Genomic DNA, 23,703 nt, shown 5'->3' on the forward strand with positions numbered 1-23,703 from the left:
AGGCAACTATTCACTTGCCTATCAAGTCGTGGTGCCCCGTGTCCGGTGTCACCCCGCCGTGGAGGGCGGCCAGGACATGGCCGCTGGACCGGGAAGGCCCTGTCCGGAATCAGGCCGCTTCGGCTGCGCCCGCCGGCCCCACAAGATCAAACGTGACTCACACGGCCCAGCGCTGCGGGCACGCGCTCGCCTCACGCACGGCCCTCGCCGCCGGACTCAGGGGTGCTCCCGAAACGACGCTCGAACTGGGCGATGCGCCCCTCGGAGTCGACCGTCCGCGCCTTGCCGGTGTAGAAGGGGTGGCTCTCCGAGGAGATCTCGACGTCCACCACCGGGTACGTCTCGCCGTCGTCCCAGGTGATCTCTTGATCGCTCGTAGCCGTGGACCGCGTGAGGAAGGCGTACCCCGCCGCACGGTCTCGGAACACCACAGGACGGTAGGCCGGGTGCTTGTCTTCCTGCATGACAGCTCCTTGAGCTTCAGAGGTGTGTCACCGACGATCGCGTCGCCCGTCGCGCACGCTCGTGGGGACTGCCGGACCGACCGGGCCAGGTCTAGGCCGCTCGGGCCGGGCCCTCACCCTCGACGTCGAAGACCACCTGGTCCTCGTAGCACCACCACCAGGTCTCGCCCGGTTCGTACGAGCGGATCAACGGGTGGCCGGTGGCGGCATTGTGCGCGGTGGCATGGCGGGCGGGCGAGGAGTCACAGCAGGCCACGTGCCCGCACATCTGGCACTCCCGCAGGTGCACCCATGTGCCACCTTCGGCGACGCATTCCCTGCAGGAATCCGGGCTGTCGGGTGTGACCACGGGCCGGACCTGGTCGAGGTGACTGCAGACACGGAACACGTCAGTCATCGTGGCACCTCCTCGGCAGATCTCCTTGGACCACCCGCGGGCGACGTACGTACCGGCTTGTACGTACCGGCATGACTCATCGGCGTCGGCCGCACAACACGCCGGATTTCCAGCAGCAGGCGCTGCCTCAAGCCTGCCACCGTGACACCCCGTGTCAAGCGGAGCACCGGCAGACGAGTGCTTGACCAGGCATTTTCCGTCTCGGGGACCACTGCCGTCCGAGGGCCGGCCGGTGCGAGAAGCCGCTCTCCAACGGCCCGGCACACCTCGGGCGTGGGGATCGACGACAGCCCGCTCCACCCCCCGGGAGACGCGGTGACCGCCGTGCGCCCCAGCACCGAAACACGCACGGCAGTCCCCTCGTTTCACCGTCCTCCGGCCACCGCCCCCTCGCGCAACTCCAGCCGCGGGCCGGTGAAGCGCGACCGCATCCGGCGGTCGTGGGTGACCAGCACCAGCGCACCCTCGTAACCGGTCAGCGCCGACTCCAGTTCCTCCACGAGCGCCGGTGAGAGATGGTTGGTGGGCTCGTCCAGCAGAACCAGGTCCACCGGCTCGCTGACCAGCCGTGCCAGCTCGATGCGGCGCCGCTGGCCGTACGACAGCTCCCCGACGCGCAGCCGCAACGCCTCCGGTGCGAACAGACCGAGCGACAGCAGCCGGTCCGCGTGTTCGTCCCGGTCACCGGGGCGGCCTTGTGCGAACGCCTCCAGGACGGTCAGTGCCGACGGCCACGGCGTTTCCTCCTGCCGCAGGTGGCCCACTCGCCCGGGAACCACCACGGTGCCCGCGTCCGGAGCCAGTTCCCCGGCCAGGACCCGCAACAAGGTGCTCTTACCGGCTCCGTTGGGGCCGGTGACCAACAGCCGCTCCGCCGGGCCGATCCGCAGTTCGGGCACCGACAGCCGGTCGTCCACCACGACACCGTCGAGCCTCGCCGCAGGCGCCTCGCCCGGTCCGCTGTCGGTGGCGAGGCGGGCCGTGAACGACAACGGGTCCGGCGGAGGTGCCACTGGGTGCGCGGTGAGCCGCTCGACCCTTTCCTTGGCGTTGCGGATACGGCTCATCGCGCCGTGGGCCCGCCCCCGTGCGCGGAACGCGGGGGAACCGAAAATGGCCTTCGGTATCTTGCGCGGGATGCTGCCCAGGCGCGCGACGTTGGACTCGGCCAGCCGGCGGCTCCGGTCGAGCTCAGCACGCCACTCGTCGTACTGCTGCTGCCGTCGGCGGCGTTCGGCGGCCTTGGCGGCGAGGTAGCCGGCGTAGCCGTTGCCGTGTCGGGAAACGCGGCCGCCGTCGACCTCCACAACCGTGGTGGTGAGCCGTTCCAGGAACACGCGGTCGTGCGTGACCGCGACGACGGTTCCGCGGTGGGTCCGCAGATGCTCCTCCAGCCATCCGACGGCCCGGTCGTCCAGGTCGTTGGTCGGCTCGTCGAGCAGCAGGAGCTCGGGCCGGGACGCCAGGGTCGCGGCCAGCGCCAGCCGCGACCGCTCACCGCCCGACAAGGTGCCGAGCTGCCGGTCCCGGGCGAGCCCCGGCAGACCGAGCCCGTGCAACGCGGCATCCACGCGGGTGTCGGCGCCGTAACCGTCGCGGGCCTCGTACTGGTCGGTCAGCCGCGCGTACTCAGCGAGGCGCTCGGCCGGATCCGCGTCCACGGGGGCCTGCGCGAGGGCGCGTTCGGCCTGTCGCAGAGCCGCTTCGAGTGCACGCAGCTCCGCGAGCGCCAGGTCGACGGCGTCCTGGACGGTGGCTTCCGGGGGAGGCCGAGGCTCTGGGCGAGGTACCCGGTCCCGCCGGGCGCGGTCACGGTCACCTCCCCCGCGTCGGGTTGCTCCCTGCCGGCGAGAAGGTTCAGCAAGGTGGATTTGCCGGCCCCGTTGTCACCGACGACGCCGGCCTTCTCACCGGGGGCGAGGCTGAACGAAACCTGATCGAGCACGGTGCGGTCGTCGTACCGCCGGGAGACACCGCGCAGGGAAAGCTGTGAGAGGGATGAGGGATGTGGCGCACGCATGCGAAAGCCCCAGTTCTCGGCCGATGCCGGTAGAACGGATTCGAGGACGAATCAACGCCGCGACCGCGGAGCAGAGCTCGACGCGGTCGTGCGCGGGGCGATCACAGAGTTCCCATGCGGACGAAGGTACGCGGGCACCCGGGGACCGGGCAACGGGGTTTTCGCGATCGGTCGCGCCGCTTCCCTTCGAGGTGTGCACAACCGGCCCCGGGGCCGCCGTCTCGACGAACTGTGCTGCGATTCCTGTGCAGTTGGCGGCTCGACCGTCCGGAGACCGTCAACACCGCGATCGTCAGCATGCACTCAGAAGAGGCCGTCCTGATCGATGCGCACCGCCCGGCGCCGGACCGTGCGCGGGGCTCGACGGACGGGTGACTCGTCGCCGAACAGCGGGGCCGTACCGCACGCGTCGGGCTCGGCCGGAATGGCCGCAGGACCCGTGGGCACTGCCAGCTGCAGAGGAACGTCAGGGTCGAAGTCCGCGCGCGTCATGGCCGTCCAGTCGCGGCCCGGCTGCTCGGCCATGCGTCGTCTCCTCCCCTCTGCCACTCGCCACCCACGCGCCGAGCGCCCGCGGCGCGGGCAGCCGCATACGGGCGGGCCGCCTCACGTGCTCGTACCCGCATCCTTCCAGTGGATCACTCATCGCCTCGGTCATCCGGGCGACCCTAATGCTTCGACCGGGAAGGGTTCGACGGTGCCTGACGGCTGAAAGTCCCTACGGACGCTCCCGGTGACGGATAGCGTCCCGTTCACGATGAAGGGGGCGTGACCATGGCAGAACGTGCGGTCCCGTCTCGCGTGGTGGCCGCAGAGCGTGTCGCCTCCGAGACGGGATTCAAGAAGAGTTGCCTTCGTGAAGTGGGCAGGTTGCTGAGGCTGACCGCTGCTGCGAAACCCAACGGGGTCATTGCCGAGAGCGGCACCGGCTCGGGAGTGGGCACCGCCTGGCTGCACAGTGGCCTGGGCGCGGACGCGCGCCTGGTCACCGTGGAGCGGGACGAGGAGCTGGCCCGTCGAGCGGCCGGTGTCTTCGCGGACGACACGCGCGTCAGCGTGCTCACCGGGGACTGGCGCTTGCTGGAGCAGCACGCCCCGTTCGACGTCTTCTTCTGCGACGGCGGCGGCAAGCGGGACGACCCACGGCGGGTCGTCGAGATGCTCGCTCCCGGTGGCCTGCTCGTCCTGGACGACTTCACCCCGTCGTCCCATTGGCCACCGCGTTTCGAGGGTGACGTGGATGAGCTCCGCCTGTTCTACCTCACACATCCTGCGCTGGACGCCACGGAGGTACTGACAACACCGGTCAGTTCAGCGGTGGTTGCGGCGCGGCGCGTCTAGGCAAGCCGACCTGCGGCAACGTGGCACCACCTCGGCACCAGGGGAGAACGGATCGTGGCGGCAACCTACTACTACTCCGACAGCGAGAACGGGCACCACATCGACGACCCGTCCGAGGACGCACTGTTCGACCTCATCAACGAACTCAACGACTCGGACAACACGTTCATCGTCGTCCAACCCCACGAGGACGACCCCGCCTGGTTCGCCTCGGTGGCCGTCCTCGACGAGGGCGGGTACGAAATCGTCCTGCGCGACAGCACACGCCGCGAACACAGCGTCGAAACCGACACACAAATCGGCGGGATCGCCAGTGACCTCATCATCTGGCCGGCATCCCGCAACTACTCGGGCCGGCCGACTCAGCAGTCCAACCAGCGTGCCGTCGCAGGCACGTCGCGTCGCCATCAGGTCACCACCACACGAAGAGCACCGTCCCGACGAGAATGGTGATCACCCATACGCCGATCGCCAGGCAAACAGTGCGGATGATCAGGCGGTTGAGGACCGCAAGCTTCGAGTCGTCACGGTCCGGCGCCATGCCACTCCCCTTCCTCCGTGCAGCAGCCTACGGACCGGCGGAGGCTCGGCCCCGCCCGCGGAACCTGGCAGATCGCGGTCCGGCGCGCTATGCTCGCCGACGATGATCACTCATTCTGTTCACAGATTGGGGGTCCCGTCCGCGCAAGGTGAGTGCTGATGCTCACTCAGATCGCGAACGGGGATTCCCGCCTTTCCTTCTGGCTGCGCGTGCGTGCCTACGCCGTGCCGCCGTCCATGATCGAGACTGCGACCGCCCGCCGCCATGCCGGGGACTGGGCAGGCGCATGCGCCGCCGCAGGCATCGATGTCGACCTCGATCTGCGCTCCGTGGCCCGCACTCATGGCCGCGACCTCGCGACCCGGATCCGGGCCGATCTCCGCCATCTGGCCCCCGACTTGCTGCGCTGGCACATGCCGAGGGTCGCTCCCGACGGACTGCTGCGCCCAGGTCTGACCATTGCCCTCGCCCGGTACGACGCTGCCGGGCGGGACGACGGATCGCCTGTGCACCTGGTGGTCCGTACTCCGCCTGCCTGGGCGGACGGCGGTCAGCGGATCAGCCTCGCGCTGTGGGACGGATCCCATGCCGAGCCCGGCGCCCGACGACACCCGCACCCCCATCCCGACCGGCGGTTCCGCCTCGACCTGCACCGTCATCTCTGGGACGCGCGCAGGAGCGATGCGCTGCGGGTCCGGTCCGGCGCAGGTGCGCTGTCCGCCGCCTCCCCTCCCCCGGACCCGGACCCGGACCCGGACCCGGATCCGCTGGGATTGGTGCCCCGGGAGCTCCGGTGTGCCGTTGACCGGTGGGCGGACGAGGCGGCGATCCTGCTCCGCGCCGAGGGGCGGACGGACGGCACCGTCGCCGTGCGGTTCGGAGGACGGCGCAGGCTGCTGTTGGAGCCGGCCGCGGACAGGGACGGCCTCCGACCGCCCGCCCTGCGGATCACGCCGGCGCCCACGGACGGGAGCATCGCCACCCTGCCCGTCCTGCCCGACGCGGCGACCTGGGTGCTGCCCGATCTGGACCTGATCCGCACCGGTTCGATCGAGGCCGGCGGGCTGCACCCCCTGGTCGCCTCGGCACTCGTACCCGACCACGCACCGGCCGCCGGCTCCCCCGTACCCACCGGGGCGGGAGAACCACACCTCGTGGAGTGCCGGGGAGTTCGGCACCGGGTCGGTCTGGTCGACGGGTTCCTCGTGCCCCTGGATCACGACCCTGCCGAGATCCGGCGGGAAGAACTGCTGGTCGCACTGACCGGTACTCCCCTTCCCTGCCTGCAGTTCATCGACCAGGCACATCGTCGGCCGGACTGTCTCGTCGGCGTGCGTGAACGTCTGGAGCACGGTGACACCTCCGGTGCACTGGCCGTCGTCGAGGGCCTCCTGGGCTCCGAGGCCGTGCTGCGTGACGGCGCTCTACGGGACGCGCTGGAGGCGGCCGCGCGGCGCCGGATCGCCTACGGGCTCTACCGGGCAGGCCTGGTCGGCCCCGGGCCCGACCGCCTCCGCCCGGGCCCCTGTCGTCCCCGTGACCTGCGCTCCCGCCCGCGCCACACCACCGCACGCTGACCCGGGGACCTCGGTCCTCCGCACCCACTCGCCACCCTCACGAACCCCAAAGGTGATCAGACATGCCCACATACACCCCGTTCGCCGCTGCCTCCACCGGCACACTCCCCGACGACCCCGCCCACGCTTCCCAGCTCGACGTCGCCGGTGCGTTGCTGACGCTGCTGCGCGATGCCACCACCGAACCGCGTCCCGACACACAACTGGAGGCACTCACGCTGGCCGTCGCCGCCGACCTGCCCGTCGTCCTGTGGGGTGAGCCGGGGATCGGCAAGACCGCGGCCCTGACACAACTCGCCGCGGCCCTGGACCTTCCGCTGACCACAGTGATCGCCAGTGTGCACGAGCCGTCCGACTTCTCGGGTCTGCCCATCGTCGGGGACGATCCGGCGGAACAGGGTGTCCCGATGGCCCCGCCGGACTGGGCGGTGCGACTCGTGCGGGCCGGCAAGGGGCTGCTGTTCCTGGACGAACTGTCCACGGCGCCACCGGCCGTTCAGGCCGCGCTGCTTCGTCTTGTGCTGGAGCGGCGGATCGGCTCACTCCAACTGCCGCCCGGTGTACGGATCGTGGCCGCCGCCAACCCTCGGTCCTCGGCTGCCGACGGCTGGGAGCTGAGTCCGCCGCTGGCCAACCGTTTCGTCCATCTTCAGTGGACCCACGACCATGAGGTGGTGGTACGCGGCCTCGGTGGGACGTGGCCGCGGGCCACACTGCCGCAGCTCGACCCGGCGAAATTGCCGGACGCCGTGGACTTCGCCCGCCGCGCGGTGTGCGGGCTGCTCGCCGCCCGCCCGAGTCTCGTGCACCGGCTGCCCAGCAACGAGATGCGCCGGGGCGGGCCGTGGCCGTCACCGCGGAGCTGGGACATGACACTGTGTCTGATCGCCTTCGCGACCGCGGCCGGCTCCTCCCGGGAAGTACTCTCCCTGCTGGTCAGGGGCACCGTGGGCGACGGTCCTGGGCTGGAACTGCTGGCCGGTCTCGACCGCATGGACCTCCCCGATCCCGAGGCGCTGCTCGCCGACCCCGCGGGTGCGGTCCTGCCCGACCGGGGAGATCTGCGCCAGGCCGTGCTCGACGGTGTCGTGCAGGCGGTCCGCACCCGGCCGGAGAAGTCCCGTTGGGACGCGGCCTGGGCACTGCTGGTACGAGCGCTGGAGACGGGAGCCCCGGATCTGGTCGTGGTCCCCGCGACCACCCTCGCCTCGCTGCGCCGCGAGGACTGGGACGTACCGACATCGATCGAAGGGCTCGCCGGTGTGGTGTCCCTGTCCCGGCGAGCCGACAAGGCGGCGGCCCGTGCCGCGGTCGCCACGCAGGCCGGACGATGATGCCGGACGCACCGGGGACCCTGGACCTCGACAAACTGTTCGCCGCCCGGCTACAGGCCGCCCGGGCCCGGCCGTACCTGGCGACCGCGCTCTTCGCCCTGCACACCGTGGAGTCGCGGATGGTACCCACGATGGCCGTGGACCGGCACTGGCGGTGCTATGTCTCACCGGGCTTCGTGGCCCGGACGCCGGTGGAGGAACTGGCCGGGGTGTGGGTGCACGAGGTGTCGCACCTGCTGCGCGACCATCACGGCCGCAGCGACCGGGTCGCCAAGGAGCGCGGGCTGACCGGTCCGGGGGAACGGCTTCGGATGAACATCGCCGCGGACTGCGAGATCAACGACGACGCGTTCGGTGACGGGCTGGTCCGGCCCGACGGCGCGGTCGATCCGGCGCTCCTGGGGCTCCCCGAGGGGGAGTTGATGGAGGACTATCTGCGTCAGTTCGGGCTCGGGCCGCGTACGCAGAGCATGACCTGGCTGGATTGCGGCAGTGGCGCCGACGGACTGTCACGGGAGTGGGAACGGGGACCGGACGGCGCGCACGGCCTCAGCGACCAGGAACGGGACGCGGTCCGGTTCCGGGTGGCGCAGGGCATCACCGCCCGTCCGGGGAGCGCGCCCCGGGGGTGGCGGCGGTGGGCGGAGGAAGCCTTCCACCCGCCGCAGCCGTGGCGGGAGTTGCTGGGGGCGGCGGTCCGCTCGGCGGCCTCCGCCGCCGGTGCGGGCGAGGACTACACCTACGGCCGGCCGTCGCGGCGTTCGGCCGGGGTGCCGGGCGCCGTTCTGCCGAGCCTGCGGCGGGTGCCGCCCCGGGTCGCCGTGGTCATCGACACGTCCGGGTCGGTCAGCGACGCCGAACTCGGCAGCGCGCTCCTCGAAGTTGCCGCGATCTCCCGCGCCGTGGGCGGCCGCCGCGACCTGGTCACCGTCGTGCCGTGCGACGCGGCGGCCGAGTTCGCGCACTCGCTGTGCCGCGCCGAGGGAATTCCGCTCATGGGCGGTGGCGGTACGGATCTGCGTACGGGCTTCGCCAAGGCACTCCGCACGCAGCCCCGGCCGGACGTCGTCGTGGCCCTCACCGACGGCCAGACGCCCTGGCCGGACAGGCGACCACCGTGCCGGACGGTGGTGGGTCTGTTCCCTCGGCAGACGCGCGCGACCTGGGACGAGGACGACCCGGACTATGTGCCGAACTCGCCACCCGCATGGGCACGGGTCACGCACATCGGGTCCGGCCCCGGGGCTGGGTGAGCCCGCTCGGGCCGGCGACCGATAGTGCAGGGCGACCGATAGTGCCGGCGCGAGGGTGTCCGAAGCTCCGCGGTCTCGAGCACCACTGGCAACCTCCGCGTGGGGAAGGCCTGTTCAGTCGATGACCGCGGTGGCTTCGATCTCGACGAGATGCTCGGGTACGTCCAGTGCCGCGACTCCCAGCAGCGTGCCCGGCGGCACCGGGGTGCCCCCGAGCTTCGCGGCCGCCCGGGCCACGCCTTCCAGGAACAGGGGCATCTTGTCGGGGGTCCAGTCGACGACGTAGACGGTCAGTTTCGCCACGTCGTCGAAGGACCCACCGGCCGCGGCCAGCGCGGTGCCGACGTTGAGGTAGCACTGCTCGACCTGAGCGGCGAGATCGCCTTCGCCGACCGTCGTCCCCTCGGCGTCCCAGGCGACCTGCCCGGCGATGAAGACCAGCTTCGACCCGGTCGCGATCGACACCTGCCGGTAGGCATCGATCTCCGGCAATCCGCTGGGGTTCACCAGGGTGATGGCCATGCTGCCCGCCTCCTTGTCATGACGGGCCCAGGGGCCCGCTGTCACCGGACCGGGGCGATCCCGGTCTCTTGTGGTTACTCAGGAACTGTAGGAGAGTGACCGCTGACGTGGAAGAACGCACTTTTCGGTGACTGGGGAACCTGATGGTGACCAAGCAGTTCAGCGGCTCGCCCGACGAAGCGGACCTGAGGCGTGCGGATTCGCTGGCGCGGGAGATCTTCTCGGACGTCGCCAACAAGTGGGCGCTCCTGATCATCGAGGCCCTGGGGGCGCACACCCTGCGCTTCGGCGAGATACGGAACGAGATCGAGGGCATCAGCCACAAGATGCTCACCCAGAACCTGCGCATGCTGGAGCGCAACGGCCTGGTCGAGCGGACGGTGCACCCCGTCGTTCCGCCGCGGGTCGAGTACACCCTCACCGAGCCGGGCCAGGCCCTGCGGGTGACGATCGACGGCATGTGCGACTGGACCCACCGCTACCTCGGCCACATCGAGGCCTCGCGCCGCCGCTTCACCACCTGACGAGGACTCGCGGGCGTCGATCATCCCGACCTCAGCCGGCGAGTTCCGGGGGCCAGTAACGGCTCGGCAGCATCATCGCCCTCGGCGTGAGGTCCGGGTGGATGATCAATGGGAAGAGCGCGTTACGGAGGACGCCGTCGGGCAGGTGGCGGCGGCAGACGATGATGTGGGTGCAGTAGACCTCGTCGTCGCCCGCCAGACCCTTCGGCACGCGCACCCTCGGCAGGTAGTGCGTCTCGTCGGCGAGCATCGCAGCGAAGGCACCCCGTTCTGGATCCTCGTGACCGGCGCTTTTCACGGCCTTCAGAGCATGGGCCATGGCGCGCAGACGGTCGGGGTGCTCGTCGAAGGCGGCGGCGTCCGGACTGTAGATCACCGTCGACGGGTGGTCGTGAACGCCGGGCAGGAAGAGCCGCTCGTCCGCCTGCACCAAAGAAGCCCAGACCAACCGCCCTTCCCGGAGCAGGGTGTTCTGCTGCCACAGAATCTCCCGCAGGGGCTCCGCGGCCGCGATCCATTCGGGAAGAGGGATCCGCAGATAACGGCGCTTGTCGCCGAAGTCGAACGTGCGTGGCGCGGGGCCGAGGTTCGTCCGGCATGCATGGAGACTCTCGGCTGCGGATCCGGTCATGGGGTGGAGCTTACGGACCGGCCACCGAGCAGCAGTCACAGCGAGGACGCCAAAGGCGCCGGCACCTCCGGCCGCGGCCCGCGCCGCCGACCATGCGGCAAGGAGAGATCCGTCGTCGAACCCCCTGCCGTTTCGAGCGGCGTCACCGTGCCAGTGCCGTGCTCCCGGGCAGGGGCCGGCTCGATGCCGGGCCCTCCTCACCCGGGAGCTTTGCACAGTGCAATGGATTGGTCCAGAGGGCTGGGCGAAGCCACCACGGGGTGCGATCGGCACGACTGGGCGCTACTTCGGCTTCACAGCCGTCTCGACCTCCTGGAACGTCGCACTGTCGACGAACCCGGTGTCCTCGAGAACTTCGAGATGGTCCAGGACGGTCTGGTTGGCCTGACGCGCGTGGCGGCGGATGAGGTCGTTCTGCGTACCCGCCCGGACTTCGGCGATCGTGGCGAAGATCTTTCCGTGCGAGGCGCGCAGCAGGTTGGCGAAGATCCGGTCGAACTCCGCCCCTTGGGCGTTCTCCATCTGCTTCACGAATCCCTGCTGTTCGGCTGTGGCCTCATTGGGCAGGGCGACGCCGAGGATCCGGGCGTCCTCGCGGACCAGCTGATCGAGTTTGCTGTGGCCGTCGATGAGGTGGAGTCCGGCCCGTTTCACGGACTCGCTCGATGCACGCGTCTGTGCCAGCTTCCCGGCCGGGATCTCCCACAGGCCCGCCTGACGCACCTTGACCAGGAACGTCTTGTCCACCTCGGTGAGGGACTGTCCTTCCGGTGCTGCCGCATCGACAGCCGCGTCGGCACCGGCGTCGTGGGCGCCGGCATGCTGCGGCACTCCCGCGGAGACCGGATCGGCGGCCGCTTCCTCGTCGCCGCCTCGCGTGACGATCAGCAGCGTGGCGACGACCGCGCACGCGGCGATGATGATCCCGATCGTGCGCAGGGGCAGGGCAGATGGGGCGCGTCGATTCGATGGCATGGGTGCCTCCCGGTTCGGCATGACGAACGAACTGCTCTTGTGTCGGGAGCACTGGGACGGCGACTGGCACGGCGCGCACCACTCAGTACGGACGAAAGCGCCGGACCGTTCAACGCGACCGGCCGGGACCCGGGTTGTCACACCCGCTCACCGGCACCGGCGGCCTCCCGGCTTGCTCCGGGACAGAATCGGTACAGCCACCGGCCCCTGGATTCCGGTCACCTCCCGCTCCGCTGCGGGCTGATGAGCAGCAGGGCGATGTCGTCGCCATGGCCGGGGGCGTGCTCGATCAGCGTGTCCGCCAGGGCTTCCAGATCGTCGGGGTCCGCGTCTTCGACGAGCCGGGCGAGTACGGCGACGGCGTCGTCGGGGTCCACCCCGGGGGATTCGATGAGTCCGTCGGTGTACAGGACGAGCACACTGCCGGGTGGCAGCGGGATTTCGAGAGCCGTGTACTCCGCTGCCGCGTCGATGCCGAGCAGCAGCCCGGGCGGGACATGCAGTACATGCGTGCGGCCGTCGGCGTGACGCAGCAGTGGTCTGGGGTGGCCGGCCGTGGCCAGGCAGGCGGCCTGGCGTCCGAGGTCCAGGTGCGCGTACAGACAGCTGGTGAACAGGCCTGGGTCGAGGTCGATGAGCAGACGGTTCGTCCGACTCAGGACATCGCCGGGTGGTGCGCCGATCGTGGAATGGGCGTGGACGGCGGTGCGGACCTGCCCCATCAGGGCGGCGGCGTCGATGTTGTGGCCCTGGACATCGCCGATGGCCGCTGCGGCGGTCGTGCGGTCCAGCCGGATCAGGTCGTAGAAGTCACCACCGACGTCCATGCCGTGTCCGGCGGGCAGATAGCGGGCCACCACACTGAGGCCCGGGACGTGAGGAAGGGCGTCGGGCAGCAGCGCGTCCTGGAGGCGCCGGGCGACGCGGTGTTTGGTGTCGTAGAGCCGGGCCCGGTCGGTGGCTTGGCCGATCAGACCTGCCAGGGAGGTGAGGACCGCACGTTCGGCAGGGGGGAAGGCGCGGGGCCGGGCGTAGGCGAGAACGAGTGTGCCGATGGTGCGGTTGGAGGCGATCAGCGGCAGAAAGGCCCACGAGGCCATGTCGTCCTGATGGACCGCCGCGGCGTAGGAGCGCTTCAGGTCGGCGAAGGAGGCGAAGAAGCTCGGAGCGCCGGTGGCGAGGACATGGGCTGCGGGAGTGTCCGCCGTCAGGGGGATGAGGTCGAAGCGCTCGATGAGCGCGGCGCTGTAGCCGCGATGGCCGACGATCTTCAGGCGCCCCTCCTCCGCGGTCATCATGGCCATGGCCTGGGCGCCGAGCGCCGGCATGAGCTGGTCGGCGGCCTGGTCGACGACGTCCTGGACGCCGATGGCCTCGGTGAGCGTGGCGGCCATGTGCATCAGGTGGTAGAGCATGGTGGCACGGCTCGGCCCCGCGCCGCGCACGGGCTGAGCTGCGGCGTTGCTCTCGGCGGGGCGGCTCGGGGTGATGCGGACACTGATGCCGGAGGGATCCGGGTACAGCTCGAACGCCAGCCACGTGTCCGGCGGCCGCACGGCGGTGAACGACGTGGGCTGCTCGCTGACCAGCGCGGCCCGGTAGCGGTCCTCGACTTCGGGCACGTCCATCCACGGCAGGGCTTCCCAGGGCCGGGCGCCCAGCAGGTCGGCCGCGTCGGCGCCGAGGAGTTCGGCCGCGTCAGGGGTGATGAAGGTGATCCGGCCGCCCAGGTCCAAGGCGCATGACCCGCCCGGCAGCCGGTCGATGAATGCCGCCGTCGCCGTCGCCTGCCCCAGTGCCAGAGGGGCCAGGACGCGGGGCCGGTTCGGCGGCAGTGAGGCTCCCTCGTCGGCGGCCACCTGGAGGATGCGCCCCAGGCGCCGGCAGCCCTCCTCCATGGCGTCGCGCTCGGCCGGGCTCATACCGGGCGCATGCAAACCGGGCCACAGCAGGACCAGCGCGCCCCGGACCGTGCCGTTCGACGTGACCGGGGCGGCCGCCAGGGCGAAGTCGTACGGCAGCACCAGGGACAGCCGCGGGTACCGGCGCGCCGCGTCCTCCATGCCACCGACCCAGACCAGACGCCGTTCCCGCACCGCGTCCGCCACCGGAATCGGATCGGTCAGCCCCACCCGTGTCCACGGAGCGGCGATCTCGCGCGGGGTGCCGGTGACCACCACCAGCCACAGCGCCTCCCCCGCCGGCGACAGCACGTAGAACATCCCTCGGGACGCACCGGCCTGTCGCACCACATCGATCAGAGCGGTGTCCAGCAGCTGACCCCCGGAGTCCACGGTCGTCGTGGGGCGGGACGGTTTCCGGCTCATCCGGCCTCCCGCGGGCCGACCGGGCGCAACACCCGCGTCCGTCCGATCGCGCGTGCGCGGCACCAACCGCACCGAACCTCACCCATAAGGGGACACTACGCCCGTCTGCGCGGGACGACATTCGCCCGCTTCTCAGGAGGACACGTGCGACCGCTCCGCATGCGGTCACCGTGCCGGGCCCGGTCATGGCTACAGCAGAGCCACCCCGAGGAAATAGATCAGGCCGCCGAAGACGACACCCAGAGACAGCAGGAACACCACGCGCATCGTCTGTCACCCACACTTCGCCGTGTACCGATAGGGCCGCCCCGCCGCTGGACCCGCAATCGGCGGGGCGATCATGCGGTCCGTAGTACCCGCCGCCGGTCCGTCACACGCCCCGCACCGCGTATGTGAGGCAAACGCAGCAGTATCGGCCCCTCGGGCCGTCCGCCGTCCGCCGTCCGCCGTCCGCCGTCCGCCGTCCGCCGTCTGCCGTCTGCCGTCTGCCGTCTGCCGGATGGTGGCGTGTCACGCCAGGACGACGTCCACCTTGTGCTGTGCGAAGAACGCCAGGATCTCGGCGAAGGAGGGTGACGCGTCGTACGTGAGCGGGGTGCGACCGAGGCATGCGCGGGCCACATGGTGGTCGTGCCACACCAGGGTGAACGGGGGCCGGGCGCCGCAGTCGTCGCCGAGTGCGTACTCGATGGTTCCGAAGCAGGAGCCGAAGTAGCCGCCCGGGCCGTTGACGGCCTCGCCGAGGGCGAGGGCGAAACCCTGCGCGTCGGTGATGTATCTCCCGTCCAGGTGGTGTGTGGCGTGGACTGGAGCGCCGGGTGTGGGACGCGCGGCCCGGTTGTTCTGCGTGGCGTTCGACCAGGCGCCGCGCTCGAAGCTGCTGAGCGGGGCCCAGAGATTGGGCTCCCGGGGCGGTCCGTCCCACCACATCTCGTGGACCGTGCCGGCAGCTGAGGACCTGAAGTCGTTGCACGACATGTCGAGGGTGAGGTCCACGCGACCTGCGCCCGCCCGAGAGGGAGCCCATGACTCGACGTGCAGACAGGTCCAGTGCTCGTCGATGACCACGCCGGAGCGGTCCAGGGACGACAGATACACACCGCCCAGCTCGAACCGGTCCTCTCCCGATTCCCATGCGGCCGACAACGGCCCCCGGAGCTCACATCCCAGAAGCCGCGGGGCTTCGACGTCGGGTTCGGGTTCCTTGCCGATCAGAGCCACCTGCCTGCAGACGCCGAAGTCCTCCTCGCCGGTGCCCGTCAGAGCGAATCCGCTGAACAGCGGGGGCACCTCGGGGACTTCCGGTTGCTCGTCGGCGTCCTCCCCGGCGTGGCCGCCCATGACGGCCTCGAGCGTGATGTCGACCGGAGCGGCATGCGCTCCCGCCGGCCCACCGCCCAGAATCCGTACGTCCGCCAGGCACCACACGTCCCAGGCCGGCTCCACCGGCACTCCGTGCCGGTCCAGAGCGTGCAGTGTCAGCCCTCCGAGGGGAGCCGAGCCGCCGTCGAGCGCCGCTGCAACGGCCCCGGCGAGTCTGCCCTTCGGCAAGCACCCGCGAAGCTCGTAGCGGTGGCGAGCAGGACGGGGCAGGTCGACGTAGTACGCCTCCGCGTCCGTGCAAAGGGCCACGGTCTCTTCCGGACCGTCGGGGTCGTCGGTCTCGACGGTGATACGGAACCGCATGGTGCGCCCTCACCTCGCTGTGTCGTTGTTCGGCCAGCATGGCACCGGACTCCCGGTCGACTGCAACCTGCGGACACCGGCTGCCCGGCCGGACGGCGTCCGGCCGGTACAGGTTCCGGTCGGTTCTCGCAGGGACCATGTGCACGCGGGCAAAAGGGGTTTGCCGACATCGATTTCGCGTGGGTAGCGTCGCCACCCGTGAACCCGACTCTGCGCACCGAGCGGCTCGTCCTGGAGCCGTACACCCCCGAGGACGAAGAGGACTTCGTCGCTCTCTTCCAGGACACCAAGGTGTCACAGTGGATGGGTGACGGCCCGGCTCCCGAAGCGGCGGACCGCGCGCTGTTCGGGCGGATCTTCACGAAGGTCTACGCCCAGGGCCTGTTCGACGTCTGGGCCGTTCGTCGCGACGGGCTCCTGGTCGGACATGCCGAGACCAAGCCGACGGAGGCCGTCGGAGGCCACGAGATCATCTACGCGCTCGCGCCGACGGCTTGGGGCTCCGGACTGGGGACCGAGCTGGCCGAGGCGCTCGTCGCCCACGGCTTCAACACCCTGGGACTGGACGAGGTGTTCGCCACCGTGGCCGCAGCGAACGAGGCATCGCTGACTCTGCTGGCCCGGATCGGCTTCGAGCATGTCAGGGACGTCGAGGAGGATGACGGCAGCACCACCCGCGTACTGGTCCGCCGTCGGACGCGGTAACCACCAGCGCTCCACCTCAGGTTGACGAGGGCTCGCTGCTCGCAGCAGCGTCCGCCCGCTCGGGGTGGGAGCGCACGGCGATGGTCAGGGCAATGGCACTCACACCGAAGATGACTGCCGCGGGGTTCACATAGGCGGGCACAGCCCCTTCGTGGATCCGACCGCCGTCGACGCGGCACCCGAAGTGCAGGGGGACGAACGACGGTTCGTAGCCCTCGACGTGCTGGGCGTTCTCCTTCCCCACCGCCTCCCGACACGCAATGGATTGTCCGCTTTCGTCCAGGAAGGCGAGGTGCAGCACGCCCCAGGTGTACATGCCGACCGCGCCCGCCCAGGCCAGAACGGCGATCCCCTTGGCGCCGGTACGCGCAGACCGGTTGGCAGCCGAGCGGATCAGCAACACCACCGCCCGGACGCCGACCCAGGGCGTGACGAGGAGGCCCGCCAGGGCCAGCAGCAGTACGAGCAGGGGGTTGTGGCCGTCGTACGGATCTCCTGACATGCGGCGCAGCCTGCCATAGGGGCCAGGCAAAGGAGGCGCCGTTCTCGGCCCGTCGACACCGCCTGCATGATCAGAACAAGGGCGGGTTAGCATATGAGCACCGCCTAGCTCGAAAGATAAACCTGTGACTGTCAATGACGACTCGTTCACCAACTGGAAGAACCGCGAGGAGATCGCGGAGTCGATGATCCCCGTCATCGGGAAGCTGCACCGGGAGCGGGACGTCACGGTCCTCCTTCACAGCCGCTCCTTGGTGAACAAGTCGGTGGTCAGCATCCTCAAGACCCACCGCTTCGCCCGGCAGATCGCCGGAGTGGAACTCTCGGTCACCGACACACTTCCGTTCCTGCAGGCCCTGACCACGCTCGACCTCGGTCCGTCGCAGATCGACATCGGCCTGCTCGCCGAGACCTACCGGACCGACGACCGCGGCCTCTCGGTGGAGGAGTTCACCGCCGAAGCCGTCGCCGGCGCCACGGGTGCCGACAAGATCCAGCGCCGCGAGCCGCGCGATGTCGTCCTCTACGGCTTCGGCCGCATCGGCCGTCTCGTCGCCCGCCTCCTCATCGAGAAGGCCGGCTCCGGCAACGGCCTGCGACTGCGGGCCATCGTCGTCCGCCAGGGTGGCGACCAGGACATCGTCAAGCGCGCCTCGCTGCTGCGCCGCGACTCCATCCACGGCCAGTTCCAGGGCACGATCACGGTCGACGAGTCGAACAGCACGATCAACGCCAACGGCAACGAGATCAAGGTCATCTACGCGGGCGACCCGTCGGAGGTCGACTACACGGCGTACGGCATCAAGGACGCCATCCTCATCGACAACACCGGCAAGTGGCGCGACCGCGAGGGTCTGTCGAAGCACCTGCGCCCCGGTATCGACAAGGTCGTCCTGACCGCCCCGGGCAAGGGTGACGTCCCCAACATCGTGCACGGCGTGAACCACGACACGATCAAGCCGGACGAGCAGATCCTGTCCTGCGCGTCCTGCACCACCAACGCGATCGTCCCGCCGCTCAAGGCGATGGCCGACGAGTACGGCGTCCTGCGCGGTCACGTGGAGACCGTCCACTCGTTCACCAACGACCAGAACCTGCTGGACAATTACCATGCGGCCGACCGCCGTGGCCGCTCCGCGCCGCTCAACATGGTCATCACCGAGACCGGTGCCGCCTCCGCCGTCGCCAAGGCGCTGCCCGACCTCAAGGCGAGGATCACCGGCAGCTCGATCCGCGTCCCGGTGCCGAACGTCTCGATCGCGATCCTGAATCTGCGGCTCGCGCGCGAGACCACCCGCGAGGAGGTCCTCGACCACCTCCGCAACGTCTCGCTGAACTCTCCGCTCAAACGCCAGATCGACTTCATCAGCGCTCCCGACGCGGTCTCCAGCGACTTCATCGGCTCGCGCCACGCCTCGATCGTCGACGCCGGCGCCGTCAAGGTCGAGGGCGACGACGCGATCCTCTACCTCTGGTACGACAACGAGTTCGGCTACTCGTGCCAGGTCATCCGCGTCGTCCAGCACGTCTCCGGGGTGGAGTACCCGACGTACCCGGTTCCGGTGGCCTGACCGGACCATCAGCACGAGCAGAGCGGCCGACCCCCGGAGGGCCGGCCGCTTTGCTGTGGGGTGCACATCGGTACGGGTGACCACCGGGGACCGCGAACCAGCCCGAGCCGAGGGCGCGTTGACGGTCGGAGGCCACAACAGGGGCGGGCGTCGTGCAGACACCCGCCCGCTTTCGTCTTATTGACGATAACCCGTCGGGGCCTATATCGTCGAGGAGACGAAAAGGGGTCCGGCATGGCCGACATCATCAGGCGCTTCGGATGGCGCCACCTTCGTTCCGCGCCCACCGCTCACGTCCGCCACCACCGGCGGGGCAAGCTGGTCCACGACGGACCCGGCCTGAGCTTCTGGTACCGCGCGCTCACCGCCGCGCTGTGCGAGATTCCCGTGGACGACCGGGAGGAGTCCATGGCCTTCCACGCCCGCACCGCGGACTTCCAGGACGTGACCGTGCAGGCCACCGTGACCTACCGGATCGGCGAACCGTCCACCGCCGCCTCGCGGCTCGACTTCTCCGTCGACCCCGACACCGGCGTCTGGCGCGGCGCACCGCTGGAGCAGATCTCCACCCTGCTGACCGAGACCGCCCAGCAGCACGCCCTCGACGTGCTGGCCCGCACCCCTCTTGCCGCCGCCCTGACGGACGGTGTCGCTGCCGTACGGGAGCGGATGAGCGACGGGCTGGCCGGGGAGCCCCGGCTGGCGGCCACGGGCATCGCCGTCGTGGCCGTCCGCGTCGTCGCCCTGCGGCCCGAGCCCGAGGTGGAACGGGCGCTGCGCACGCCCGCTCGGGAACAGATCCAGCAGGAGGCGGACCGGGCGACGTACGAGCGGCGGGCCGTGGCCGTGGAGCGCGAGCGCGCCATCGCGGAGAACGAGCTCGCCAGCAAAATCGAACTTGCCCGCAGGGAGGAGCAGTTGGTCGAGCAGCGCGGTACGAACGCCCGTCGCGAGGCCGAGGAGACGGCCGCCGCCGACGGTGTACGGGCGGCGGCGGAAGCGGCTCGTACGGTCCGGCTCGCCACGGCAGAGGCCGAGGCCGCCCGCGAGGTGGGTGACGCCCGGGCGCACGCCCAGGCCGCCTGGCTACGGGTGCACGCCGAGGTCGACGCGTCCACGCTGCACGCACTGACGGGGGCCCGGCTGGCCGAGAACCTGCCGCGGATCGACAGTCTCACCGTGTCCCCGGACGTGCTGACCGGGCTGCTCGCCAAGCTCGGCCGCCCGCAGGGGGAAGAGGAATGAGTCTCGCCCCGCGGGCGGTGCTGGTGCACCGCACCAGTGAGTACGAGGAGTTGCTCGCCCTGCACGGGACGCACGGGCAGGCGGGCTTCTTCCTCTCCTCACGCGGGCGGAGCATCGAGGATGTCGCCGAACGCCATCGGCGCGCGCGGCGCATCCTCTCCGAGGTGACGGCTTCGGTGCCGTTGAACTGGCGGCAGGCGCGCGTGGAGCGAGCCGATCTCGACCGCTTCCTCTTCGGCCCCGAGGACGTCGTGGTCGTCGTCGGGGCGGACGGCCTGGTGGCCAACACCGCGAAGTACCTGACCGGTCAGCCGGTCATCGGGATCGACACGGACCCGGGCCGCAACCCGGGCGTCCTGGTGCGCCACCGGTCGCGGGACACCGGACGACTGCTCGGAGCGGCTACGAGCACGGGCGGCTCGTTCGACGAGCTCACCATGGTGGAGGCCGTCGCCGACAACACCGAGCGGCTGCGGGCACTGAACGAGATCTATCTCGGCCGGCCCGGCCACCAGAGCGCCCGCTACCGGCTGCATGCGGGCGCCGACGACGATGCTTCGGAGACACAGGCCTCGTCGGGTGTTCTCGTCGGCACCGGCACCGGATCGACCGGCTGGCTGCGCTCCCTGTGGCAGGAGCGCGCCAGCCGGCTGGCGCTGCCCGGTCCCGCCGATCCCCGGCTCGTCTGGTTCGTCCGCGAGGCCTGGCCCTCCCCCACCACCGGAACCACGCTGGTCGAGGGCGTCCTCGAACGCGCCGAGCAGCTGCGACTGGTCGTCGAGTCCGACCGCCTGGTGGTTTTCGGTGACGGCATCGAGAGCGACGCCCTGGAGCTGACCTGGGGCCAGAGCGTACGTCTCGGTGTCGCGGACGCCAGGCTGCGGCTGCTGCTCTGAGGGCTGTCCCGCCGGGAACGGGAGCCGCGGGAGTTCGGTGCTGCCGGGAGCCGCGGGAGTTCGGTGCTGCCGGGCGCCGCGGAGACGCCCGAGACCGCGATCCGTCGGACCTGACGGAGAACGCCGGCCTGCGGAGACGACCTAGGCCAGCAGCTCGGCCACCTGCGGGTAGAGCGCGGCGGGGTCCGCGGCGAGGCCCGCCTTGACCTGCGCGCTGATGTCGTCGGCGAGGTATTCGAACCGGCGGGCCTCGATGGTGTCGAGCGCCCCGTGGGCGACCTTGGCCGGGTCGGTCTTGGGCCCCTCGACCGCCGCGGCCATGTCGGTGTCCATGTATCCCACGTGGAGCGCGGTGACCAGGGTCCCCTGCCCGGCGAGCTGGACCCGCAGGGCGTTCGTCACGGCCCATTCGGCGGCCTTGGCCGCGCTGTACGCGGCATTGTCCGGGAACACGTACCAGGACAGCACCGACAGCACATTGAGCAGCGCGCCGCCTCCGTTGCGGGCGAGCACGGGGGCGAAGGCCCTGCTCATGTCCAGCGTGCCGAAGACGTGGGTGTCCATCTCGCGCCGGAACCCGTCCGTGCTGCCGTCGAGGATGCCCGTCCCGGTGGAGATCCCCGCGTTGTTGATCAGGAGGGTCACGTCCTGGGCCTGCTCGGCCGCCGCCCGTACGGATGCGGGATCCGTGATGTCGAGCGCGAGGGGTACCGCACCCGGGGTGGTCACGGTGTCCGGGTTGCGGGCCGCCGCGTAGACCTTCGCCGCTCCGCGGTCGAGGAGCGCCTTGACGAACTGGTCGCCCAGTCCGCGGTTGCCTCCGGTGACCAGAGCTACTGCGCCCTCGATCTGCATGGTGATCTCTCCTCGTTCCGTGTGGGGCCGCGAGAGGGTGTTTCGCACGGCATGGAAACCGATCGGTTTCCACCACGGTAAACCGATCGTTTTCCACAGGCAAGTCCGCGAGGTAATCTCGGTCGCATGACCACGACAGCGACGGCGCCCACCCGCGACCGGCTGCTCGACGCAGCGGCCGAGCTCTTCTACCTCCAGGGCGTCAACATCGGCGTCGAAGCGCTGTGCAAGGCCGCCGGGGTCTCCAAGCGCTCGATGTACCAGCTGTTCGACAGCAAGGACGCGGTCCTCGCCGCCTGCCTGGAGCGGCGCGCCCCCGCGTATGCCACGGCGCTCTTCCCCGCGTCGGACGACACCCGGCCGCCGAGGGACCGGATCCTCCATGTCTTCGAGCGGCTGGAGGCGGAGGCCCTGACCGCGGACTTCCGGGGCTGCCCGTTCCTCGCCGCACAGGTCGAACTGAAGGACCCGGAGCATCCGGCGAGCAAGGTCGCCCGCGAGGTGAAGCAGACCCTCACGGAGTACTTCCGCCTCGAGGCGCAGCACGGCGGCGCCCGCGATCCGGCTCTGCTCGCACGGCAGTTGACGCTGCTGTTCGACGGGGCGAGCGCACGGGCCGGCGTGGGCGCCGAGCAGCTCGACGGACTGACACTCACCACCGCACAGGCCCTCATGGACGCGTCGGGAATGACGGCGTAGTCCGGTCCGGGGCACCCCTTCCCGCGAAAAGCCGAATCGACGCGTCCAGTTCCGGACACGTGCGGAGGGTGACCCAAGGGTGGCGATCGGGCCCATAACGGCTGCCTCCCACGATCCGTCCGCCCCGCACGGACCAGTCGGCCGGCGTCGCCGGCGGGGTGCCGCAACCCGTCCGGCCCCCGCCCGGCCCGCCCGACGGCACCCGCGGAAGGGTTCGCGCCCGTGTGCACCCGCCACGGGTGGGCCTGTTCGATGCGCGTAGATCACCCGAGAGGCCGCGAGCGCGCGCTGCCGCTGCCGATCAGACACTGAACAGCCGAAACGGTGCGTGAGGTTCCGGTTCACGCCGCGCGTACCACTCGAAAACCTTGTGTCACATCTGCGGCGCGGGTGAGCTGACGCTACGTGAGCAAAGGGTCGCTCGCGCCGCCGCACCCCTTCGCGACACCCGCGCCACTGTCGCCCGCACGGCCCAACCAGCGGCCACCGCCCCGCAATTCACCTCGCACGGACGACGGACGCGCGTAGAGCGGCCGAAAGGCGATCTTGTCGCCATCCCATCCGGAGCACAGGATTCCTACCGCACCGCTTGGCAGGCTCATGACCGTTCACCCGGTCGACGAGCCGGCCGTTCGGCGCTCAAGGGCCCGCCCACCCAACGGGCCCCGGATCCCCCACCGGAGGATGTAGTGAACATCAAGCGCTTCTCCCCCCTCGGCGGCGTCGGCAGACGTGGCCGGCTGATCGCCGTCGCCACCGGACTGCTGACCGTCTCCGCGCTTGCCGCCCCCACCGCTGTCGCCGAAACGGGCACCGTCGCACGAGCCACGACGGCCCAGCTCGCCCAGGCGAACAACGCCGTGCTCGGCGCGGACGTCGCCGGCACCGCCTGGTACACGGACAAGGCCACGGGCAAGCTCGTCGTCACGGCCGACCAGAGCGTCTCGGCCGCCGAGATCGCCCAGATCAAGAAGGCCGCCGGGGCGCAGGCCGGCACCCTCGAGATCAAGCGCACCCCGGGCACCTTCAACAAGCTCATCGCGGGAGGCCAGGCCATCTACGCCGGCGGCGGGCGATGCTCCCTCGGCTTCAACGTCCGCAGCGGAAGCACCTATTACGCGCTCACCGCGGGCCACTGCACCAACATCGGCAGCACCTGGTACACCAACTCGGCCAACACCACGGTGCTGGGCACACGGACGGGATCCAGCTTCCCGACCAATGACTACGGCATCATCCGGCACGCGAACGCGTCGGCCGCCGACGGCCGGGTCTACCTCTACAACGGCTCGTACCGCGACATCACGTCCGCGGGCAACGCCTCCGTCGGCCAGGCGGTGCAGCGCAGCGGCAGCACCACCGGTCTGCGCGGCGGCACGGTGACCGGTCTCAACGCGACGGTCAACTACGGCGGTGGCGACATCGTCTACGGCATGATCCAGACCAACGTGTGCGCCGAGCCCGGCGACAGCGGCGGCTCCCTGTTCGCCGGTTCCACCGCGCTCGGTCTGACCTCCGGCGGCAGTGGCAACTGCAGCTCCGGTGGCACCACGTTCTTCCAGCCGGTCACCGAGGCGCTGAGCGCCTATGGCGTGAGCGTCTTCTGACACACCGGTTCGACGCGCCGATCCGCTCAGTG

Annotated in this window: 21 protein-coding genes and 2 pseudogenes; 12 read left to right on the forward strand and 11 right to left on the reverse strand. The window is 70.4% G+C overall.

Going from position 1 to position 23,703, the window contains the following annotated elements:
- Positions 1–191: 191 nt before the first annotated feature.
- The 4 genes and pseudogenes from ACQPWZ_RS02755 to ACQPWZ_RS02770 form a co-directional block, all read right to left on the reverse strand.
- Positions 192–464, reverse strand: a complete 273-nt coding sequence (locus ACQPWZ_RS02755) for a type B 50S ribosomal protein L31 (protein ID WP_340471506.1) — start codon at positions 462–464, stop codon at positions 192–194.
- A 91-nt stretch (positions 465–555) separates the two neighbouring features.
- Entirely contained in the window at positions 556–861 is a 306-nt protein-coding gene (locus ACQPWZ_RS02760; RefSeq protein ID WP_340471507.1) for a UBP-type zinc finger domain-containing protein, read from the reverse strand.
- A gap of 365 nt (positions 862–1,226) precedes the next feature.
- Positions 1,227–2,881 (reverse strand): annotated as a pseudogene (locus ACQPWZ_RS02765) (TlrC/CarA/OleB/SrmB family ABC-F type ribosomal protection protein).
- A gap of 303 nt (positions 2,882–3,184) precedes the next feature.
- The gene (locus ACQPWZ_RS02770) at positions 3,185–3,406 is read right to left on the reverse strand and encodes a hypothetical protein (protein ID WP_340471509.1); all 222 of its coding nucleotides are present in this window, start codon (positions 3,404–3,406) and stop codon (positions 3,185–3,187) included.
- A gap of 243 nt (positions 3,407–3,649) precedes the next feature.
- On the opposite strand from ACQPWZ_RS02770, the gene ACQPWZ_RS02775 reads away from it, so the two are divergent.
- From ACQPWZ_RS02775 to ACQPWZ_RS02795, 5 genes and pseudogenes are all read left to right on the forward strand, one after another.
- A complete protein-coding gene (locus ACQPWZ_RS02775) occupies positions 3,650–4,222 on the forward strand; it encodes an O-methyltransferase (RefSeq protein WP_340471511.1) in 573 nt (190 codons plus the stop codon).
- Between the two features lie 54 nt (positions 4,223–4,276).
- Positions 4,277–4,600: pseudogene (locus ACQPWZ_RS02780) on the forward strand (hypothetical protein); the annotation flags it as partial.
- A 321-nt stretch (positions 4,601–4,921) separates the two neighbouring features.
- On the forward strand, positions 4,922–6,340 hold the full coding sequence (locus ACQPWZ_RS02785; protein ID WP_433570503.1) for a hypothetical protein: 1,419 nt from the start codon (positions 4,922–4,924) through the stop codon (positions 6,338–6,340).
- Between the two features lie 62 nt (positions 6,341–6,402).
- Positions 6,403–7,674 carry an AAA family ATPase gene (locus ACQPWZ_RS02790; protein ID WP_433570504.1) on the forward strand — a complete coding sequence of 424 codons (1,272 nt, stop codon included), beginning with the start codon at positions 6,403–6,405 and terminating at the stop codon, positions 7,672–7,674.
- Positions 7,671–8,927, forward strand: coding sequence for a vWA domain-containing protein (locus ACQPWZ_RS02795; protein WP_433570505.1), 1,257 nt, complete (start codon positions 7,671–7,673; stop codon positions 8,925–8,927). The genes ACQPWZ_RS02790 and ACQPWZ_RS02795 overlap by 4 nt, the downstream gene beginning before the upstream one ends.
- Positions 8,928–9,041: 114 nt before the next feature.
- On the opposite strand, the gene ACQPWZ_RS02800 is transcribed toward ACQPWZ_RS02795, so the two are convergent.
- Complete coding sequence (locus tag ACQPWZ_RS02800; RefSeq protein ID WP_433570506.1) at positions 9,042–9,449, reverse strand: RidA family protein; 408 nt, start codon at positions 9,447–9,449, stop codon at positions 9,042–9,044.
- Between the two features lie 143 nt (positions 9,450–9,592).
- On the opposite strand from ACQPWZ_RS02800, the gene ACQPWZ_RS02805 reads away from it, so the two are divergent.
- Positions 9,593–9,973: a winged helix-turn-helix transcriptional regulator gene (locus tag ACQPWZ_RS02805; RefSeq protein WP_340471517.1), complete on the forward strand. Its 381-nt coding sequence runs from the start codon at positions 9,593–9,595 to the stop codon at positions 9,971–9,973.
- Between the two features lie 31 nt (positions 9,974–10,004).
- On the opposite strand, the gene ACQPWZ_RS02810 is transcribed toward ACQPWZ_RS02805, so the two are convergent.
- From ACQPWZ_RS02810 to ACQPWZ_RS02825, 4 genes are all read right to left on the reverse strand, one after another.
- Complete coding sequence (locus ACQPWZ_RS02810; RefSeq protein WP_433570507.1) at positions 10,005–10,604, reverse strand: hypothetical protein; 600 nt, start codon at positions 10,602–10,604, stop codon at positions 10,005–10,007.
- A gap of 282 nt (positions 10,605–10,886) precedes the next feature.
- Positions 10,887–11,579 carry a DUF4142 domain-containing protein gene (locus ACQPWZ_RS02815; protein WP_433570508.1) on the reverse strand — a complete coding sequence of 231 codons (693 nt, stop codon included), beginning with the start codon at positions 11,577–11,579 and terminating at the stop codon, positions 10,887–10,889.
- Between the two features lie 218 nt (positions 11,580–11,797).
- Positions 11,798–13,906 carry a SpoIIE family protein phosphatase gene (locus tag ACQPWZ_RS02820; RefSeq protein WP_433570509.1) on the reverse strand — a complete coding sequence of 703 codons (2,109 nt, stop codon included), beginning with the start codon at positions 13,904–13,906 and terminating at the stop codon, positions 11,798–11,800.
- A gap of 510 nt (positions 13,907–14,416) precedes the next feature.
- Positions 14,417–15,592 (reverse strand): barstar family protein, encoded by a 1,176-nt coding sequence (locus tag ACQPWZ_RS02825; RefSeq protein WP_433570510.1) that lies wholly within the window; start codon positions 15,590–15,592, stop codon positions 14,417–14,419.
- 198 nt (positions 15,593–15,790) lie between these two features.
- On the opposite strand from ACQPWZ_RS02825, the gene ACQPWZ_RS02830 reads away from it, so the two are divergent.
- Positions 15,791–16,297 (forward strand): GNAT family N-acetyltransferase, encoded by a 507-nt coding sequence (locus ACQPWZ_RS02830; protein WP_433570511.1) that lies wholly within the window; start codon positions 15,791–15,793, stop codon positions 16,295–16,297.
- A gap of 16 nt (positions 16,298–16,313) precedes the next feature.
- Here ACQPWZ_RS02830 and ACQPWZ_RS02835 read toward each other — a convergent pair whose 3' ends face one another.
- Positions 16,314–16,799, reverse strand: coding sequence for a hypothetical protein (locus ACQPWZ_RS02835; RefSeq protein ID WP_433570512.1), 486 nt, complete (start codon positions 16,797–16,799; stop codon positions 16,314–16,316).
- A 124-nt stretch (positions 16,800–16,923) separates the two neighbouring features.
- On the opposite strand from ACQPWZ_RS02835, the gene ACQPWZ_RS02840 reads away from it, so the two are divergent.
- The 3 genes from ACQPWZ_RS02840 to ACQPWZ_RS02850 all read left to right on the forward strand — a co-directional run bounded on the left by ACQPWZ_RS02840 (position 16,924) and on the right by ACQPWZ_RS02850 (position 20,510).
- Positions 16,924–18,369 carry a glyceraldehyde-3-phosphate dehydrogenase gene (locus ACQPWZ_RS02840; RefSeq protein WP_340471525.1) on the forward strand — a complete coding sequence of 482 codons (1,446 nt, stop codon included), beginning with the start codon at positions 16,924–16,926 and terminating at the stop codon, positions 18,367–18,369.
- A 234-nt stretch (positions 18,370–18,603) separates the two neighbouring features.
- The gene (locus ACQPWZ_RS02845; protein ID WP_433570513.1) at positions 18,604–19,614 is read left to right on the forward strand and encodes an SPFH domain-containing protein; all 1,011 of its coding nucleotides are present in this window, start codon (positions 18,604–18,606) and stop codon (positions 19,612–19,614) included.
- A complete protein-coding gene (locus tag ACQPWZ_RS02850; RefSeq protein ID WP_433570514.1) occupies positions 19,611–20,510 on the forward strand; it encodes a hypothetical protein in 900 nt (299 codons plus the stop codon). Before ACQPWZ_RS02845 ends, ACQPWZ_RS02850 begins: the two co-directional genes overlap by 4 nt.
- Positions 20,511–20,651: 141 nt before the next feature.
- On the opposite strand, the gene ACQPWZ_RS02855 is transcribed toward ACQPWZ_RS02850, so the two are convergent.
- The gene (locus ACQPWZ_RS02855) at positions 20,652–21,365 is read right to left on the reverse strand and encodes an SDR family oxidoreductase (RefSeq protein WP_340471530.1); all 714 of its coding nucleotides are present in this window, start codon (positions 21,363–21,365) and stop codon (positions 20,652–20,654) included.
- Positions 21,366–21,491: 126 nt separating this feature from the next.
- Here ACQPWZ_RS02855 and ACQPWZ_RS02860 point away from each other — a divergent pair, with 126 nt between their 5' ends.
- Together ACQPWZ_RS02860 and ACQPWZ_RS02865 are read left to right on the forward strand one after the other, a co-directional pair.
- Positions 21,492–22,064 (forward strand): TetR/AcrR family transcriptional regulator, encoded by a 573-nt coding sequence (locus ACQPWZ_RS02860; RefSeq protein ID WP_433570515.1) that lies wholly within the window; start codon positions 21,492–21,494, stop codon positions 22,062–22,064.
- A 689-nt stretch (positions 22,065–22,753) separates the two neighbouring features.
- Positions 22,754–23,671, forward strand: coding sequence for a S1 family peptidase (locus ACQPWZ_RS02865; protein WP_340471532.1), 918 nt, complete (start codon positions 22,754–22,756; stop codon positions 23,669–23,671).
- Positions 23,672–23,703: the final 32 nt, after the last annotated feature.

The sequence above is a fragment of the Streptomyces sp. CA-251247 genome (assembly GCF_050952975.1).
Classification (GTDB): Bacteria; Actinomycetota; Actinomycetes; order Streptomycetales; family Streptomycetaceae; genus Streptomyces; species Streptomyces achmelvichensis.

What these genes read in the sequence shown, in the direction of transcription:
- ACQPWZ_RS02835 (WP_433570512.1), bottom strand. Translation starts at nt 16,799, where the DNA reads ATGTCAGGAGATCCGTACGACGGCCACAACCCCCTGCTCGTACTGCTG.
- ACQPWZ_RS02755 (WP_340471506.1), bottom strand. Translation starts at nt 464, where the DNA reads ATGCAGGAAGACAAGCACCCGGCCTACCGTCCTGTGGTGTTCCGAGAC.
- ACQPWZ_RS02800 (WP_433570506.1), bottom strand. Translation starts at nt 9,449, where the DNA reads ATGGCCATCACCCTGGTGAACCCCAGCGGATTGCCGGAGATCGATGCC.
- ACQPWZ_RS02815 (WP_433570508.1), bottom strand. Translation starts at nt 11,579, where the DNA reads ATGCCATCGAATCGACGCGCCCCATCTGCCCTGCCCCTGCGCACGATC.
- ACQPWZ_RS02790 (WP_433570504.1), top strand. Translation starts at nt 6,403, where the DNA reads ATGCCCACATACACCCCGTTCGCCGCTGCCTCCACCGGCACACTCCCC.
- ACQPWZ_RS02805 (WP_340471517.1), top strand. Translation starts at nt 9,593, where the DNA reads ATGGTGACCAAGCAGTTCAGCGGCTCGCCCGACGAAGCGGACCTGAGG.
- ACQPWZ_RS02850 (WP_433570514.1), top strand. Translation starts at nt 19,611, where the DNA reads ATGAGTCTCGCCCCGCGGGCGGTGCTGGTGCACCGCACCAGTGAGTAC.
- ACQPWZ_RS02810 (WP_433570507.1), bottom strand. Translation starts at nt 10,604, where the DNA reads ATGACCGGATCCGCAGCCGAGAGTCTCCATGCATGCCGGACGAACCTC.
- ACQPWZ_RS02855 (WP_340471530.1), bottom strand. Translation starts at nt 21,365, where the DNA reads ATGCAGATCGAGGGCGCAGTAGCTCTGGTCACCGGAGGCAACCGCGGA.
- ACQPWZ_RS02845 (WP_433570513.1), top strand. Translation starts at nt 18,604, where the DNA reads ATGGCCGACATCATCAGGCGCTTCGGATGGCGCCACCTTCGTTCCGCG.
- ACQPWZ_RS02785 (WP_433570503.1), top strand. Translation starts at nt 4,922, where the DNA reads ATGCTCACTCAGATCGCGAACGGGGATTCCCGCCTTTCCTTCTGGCTG.
- ACQPWZ_RS02760 (WP_340471507.1), bottom strand. Translation starts at nt 861, where the DNA reads ATGACTGACGTGTTCCGTGTCTGCAGTCACCTCGACCAGGTCCGGCCC.
- ACQPWZ_RS02795 (WP_433570505.1), top strand. Translation starts at nt 7,671, where the DNA reads ATGATGCCGGACGCACCGGGGACCCTGGACCTCGACAAACTGTTCGCC.
- ACQPWZ_RS02860 (WP_433570515.1), top strand. Translation starts at nt 21,492, where the DNA reads ATGACCACGACAGCGACGGCGCCCACCCGCGACCGGCTGCTCGACGCA.
- ACQPWZ_RS02770 (WP_340471509.1), bottom strand. Translation starts at nt 3,406, where the DNA reads ATGGCCGAGCAGCCGGGCCGCGACTGGACGGCCATGACGCGCGCGGAC.
- ACQPWZ_RS02820 (WP_433570509.1), bottom strand. Translation starts at nt 13,906, where the DNA reads ATGAGCCGGAAACCGTCCCGCCCCACGACGACCGTGGACTCCGGGGGT.
- ACQPWZ_RS02825 (WP_433570510.1), bottom strand. Translation starts at nt 15,592, where the DNA reads ATGCGGTTCCGTATCACCGTCGAGACCGACGACCCCGACGGTCCGGAA.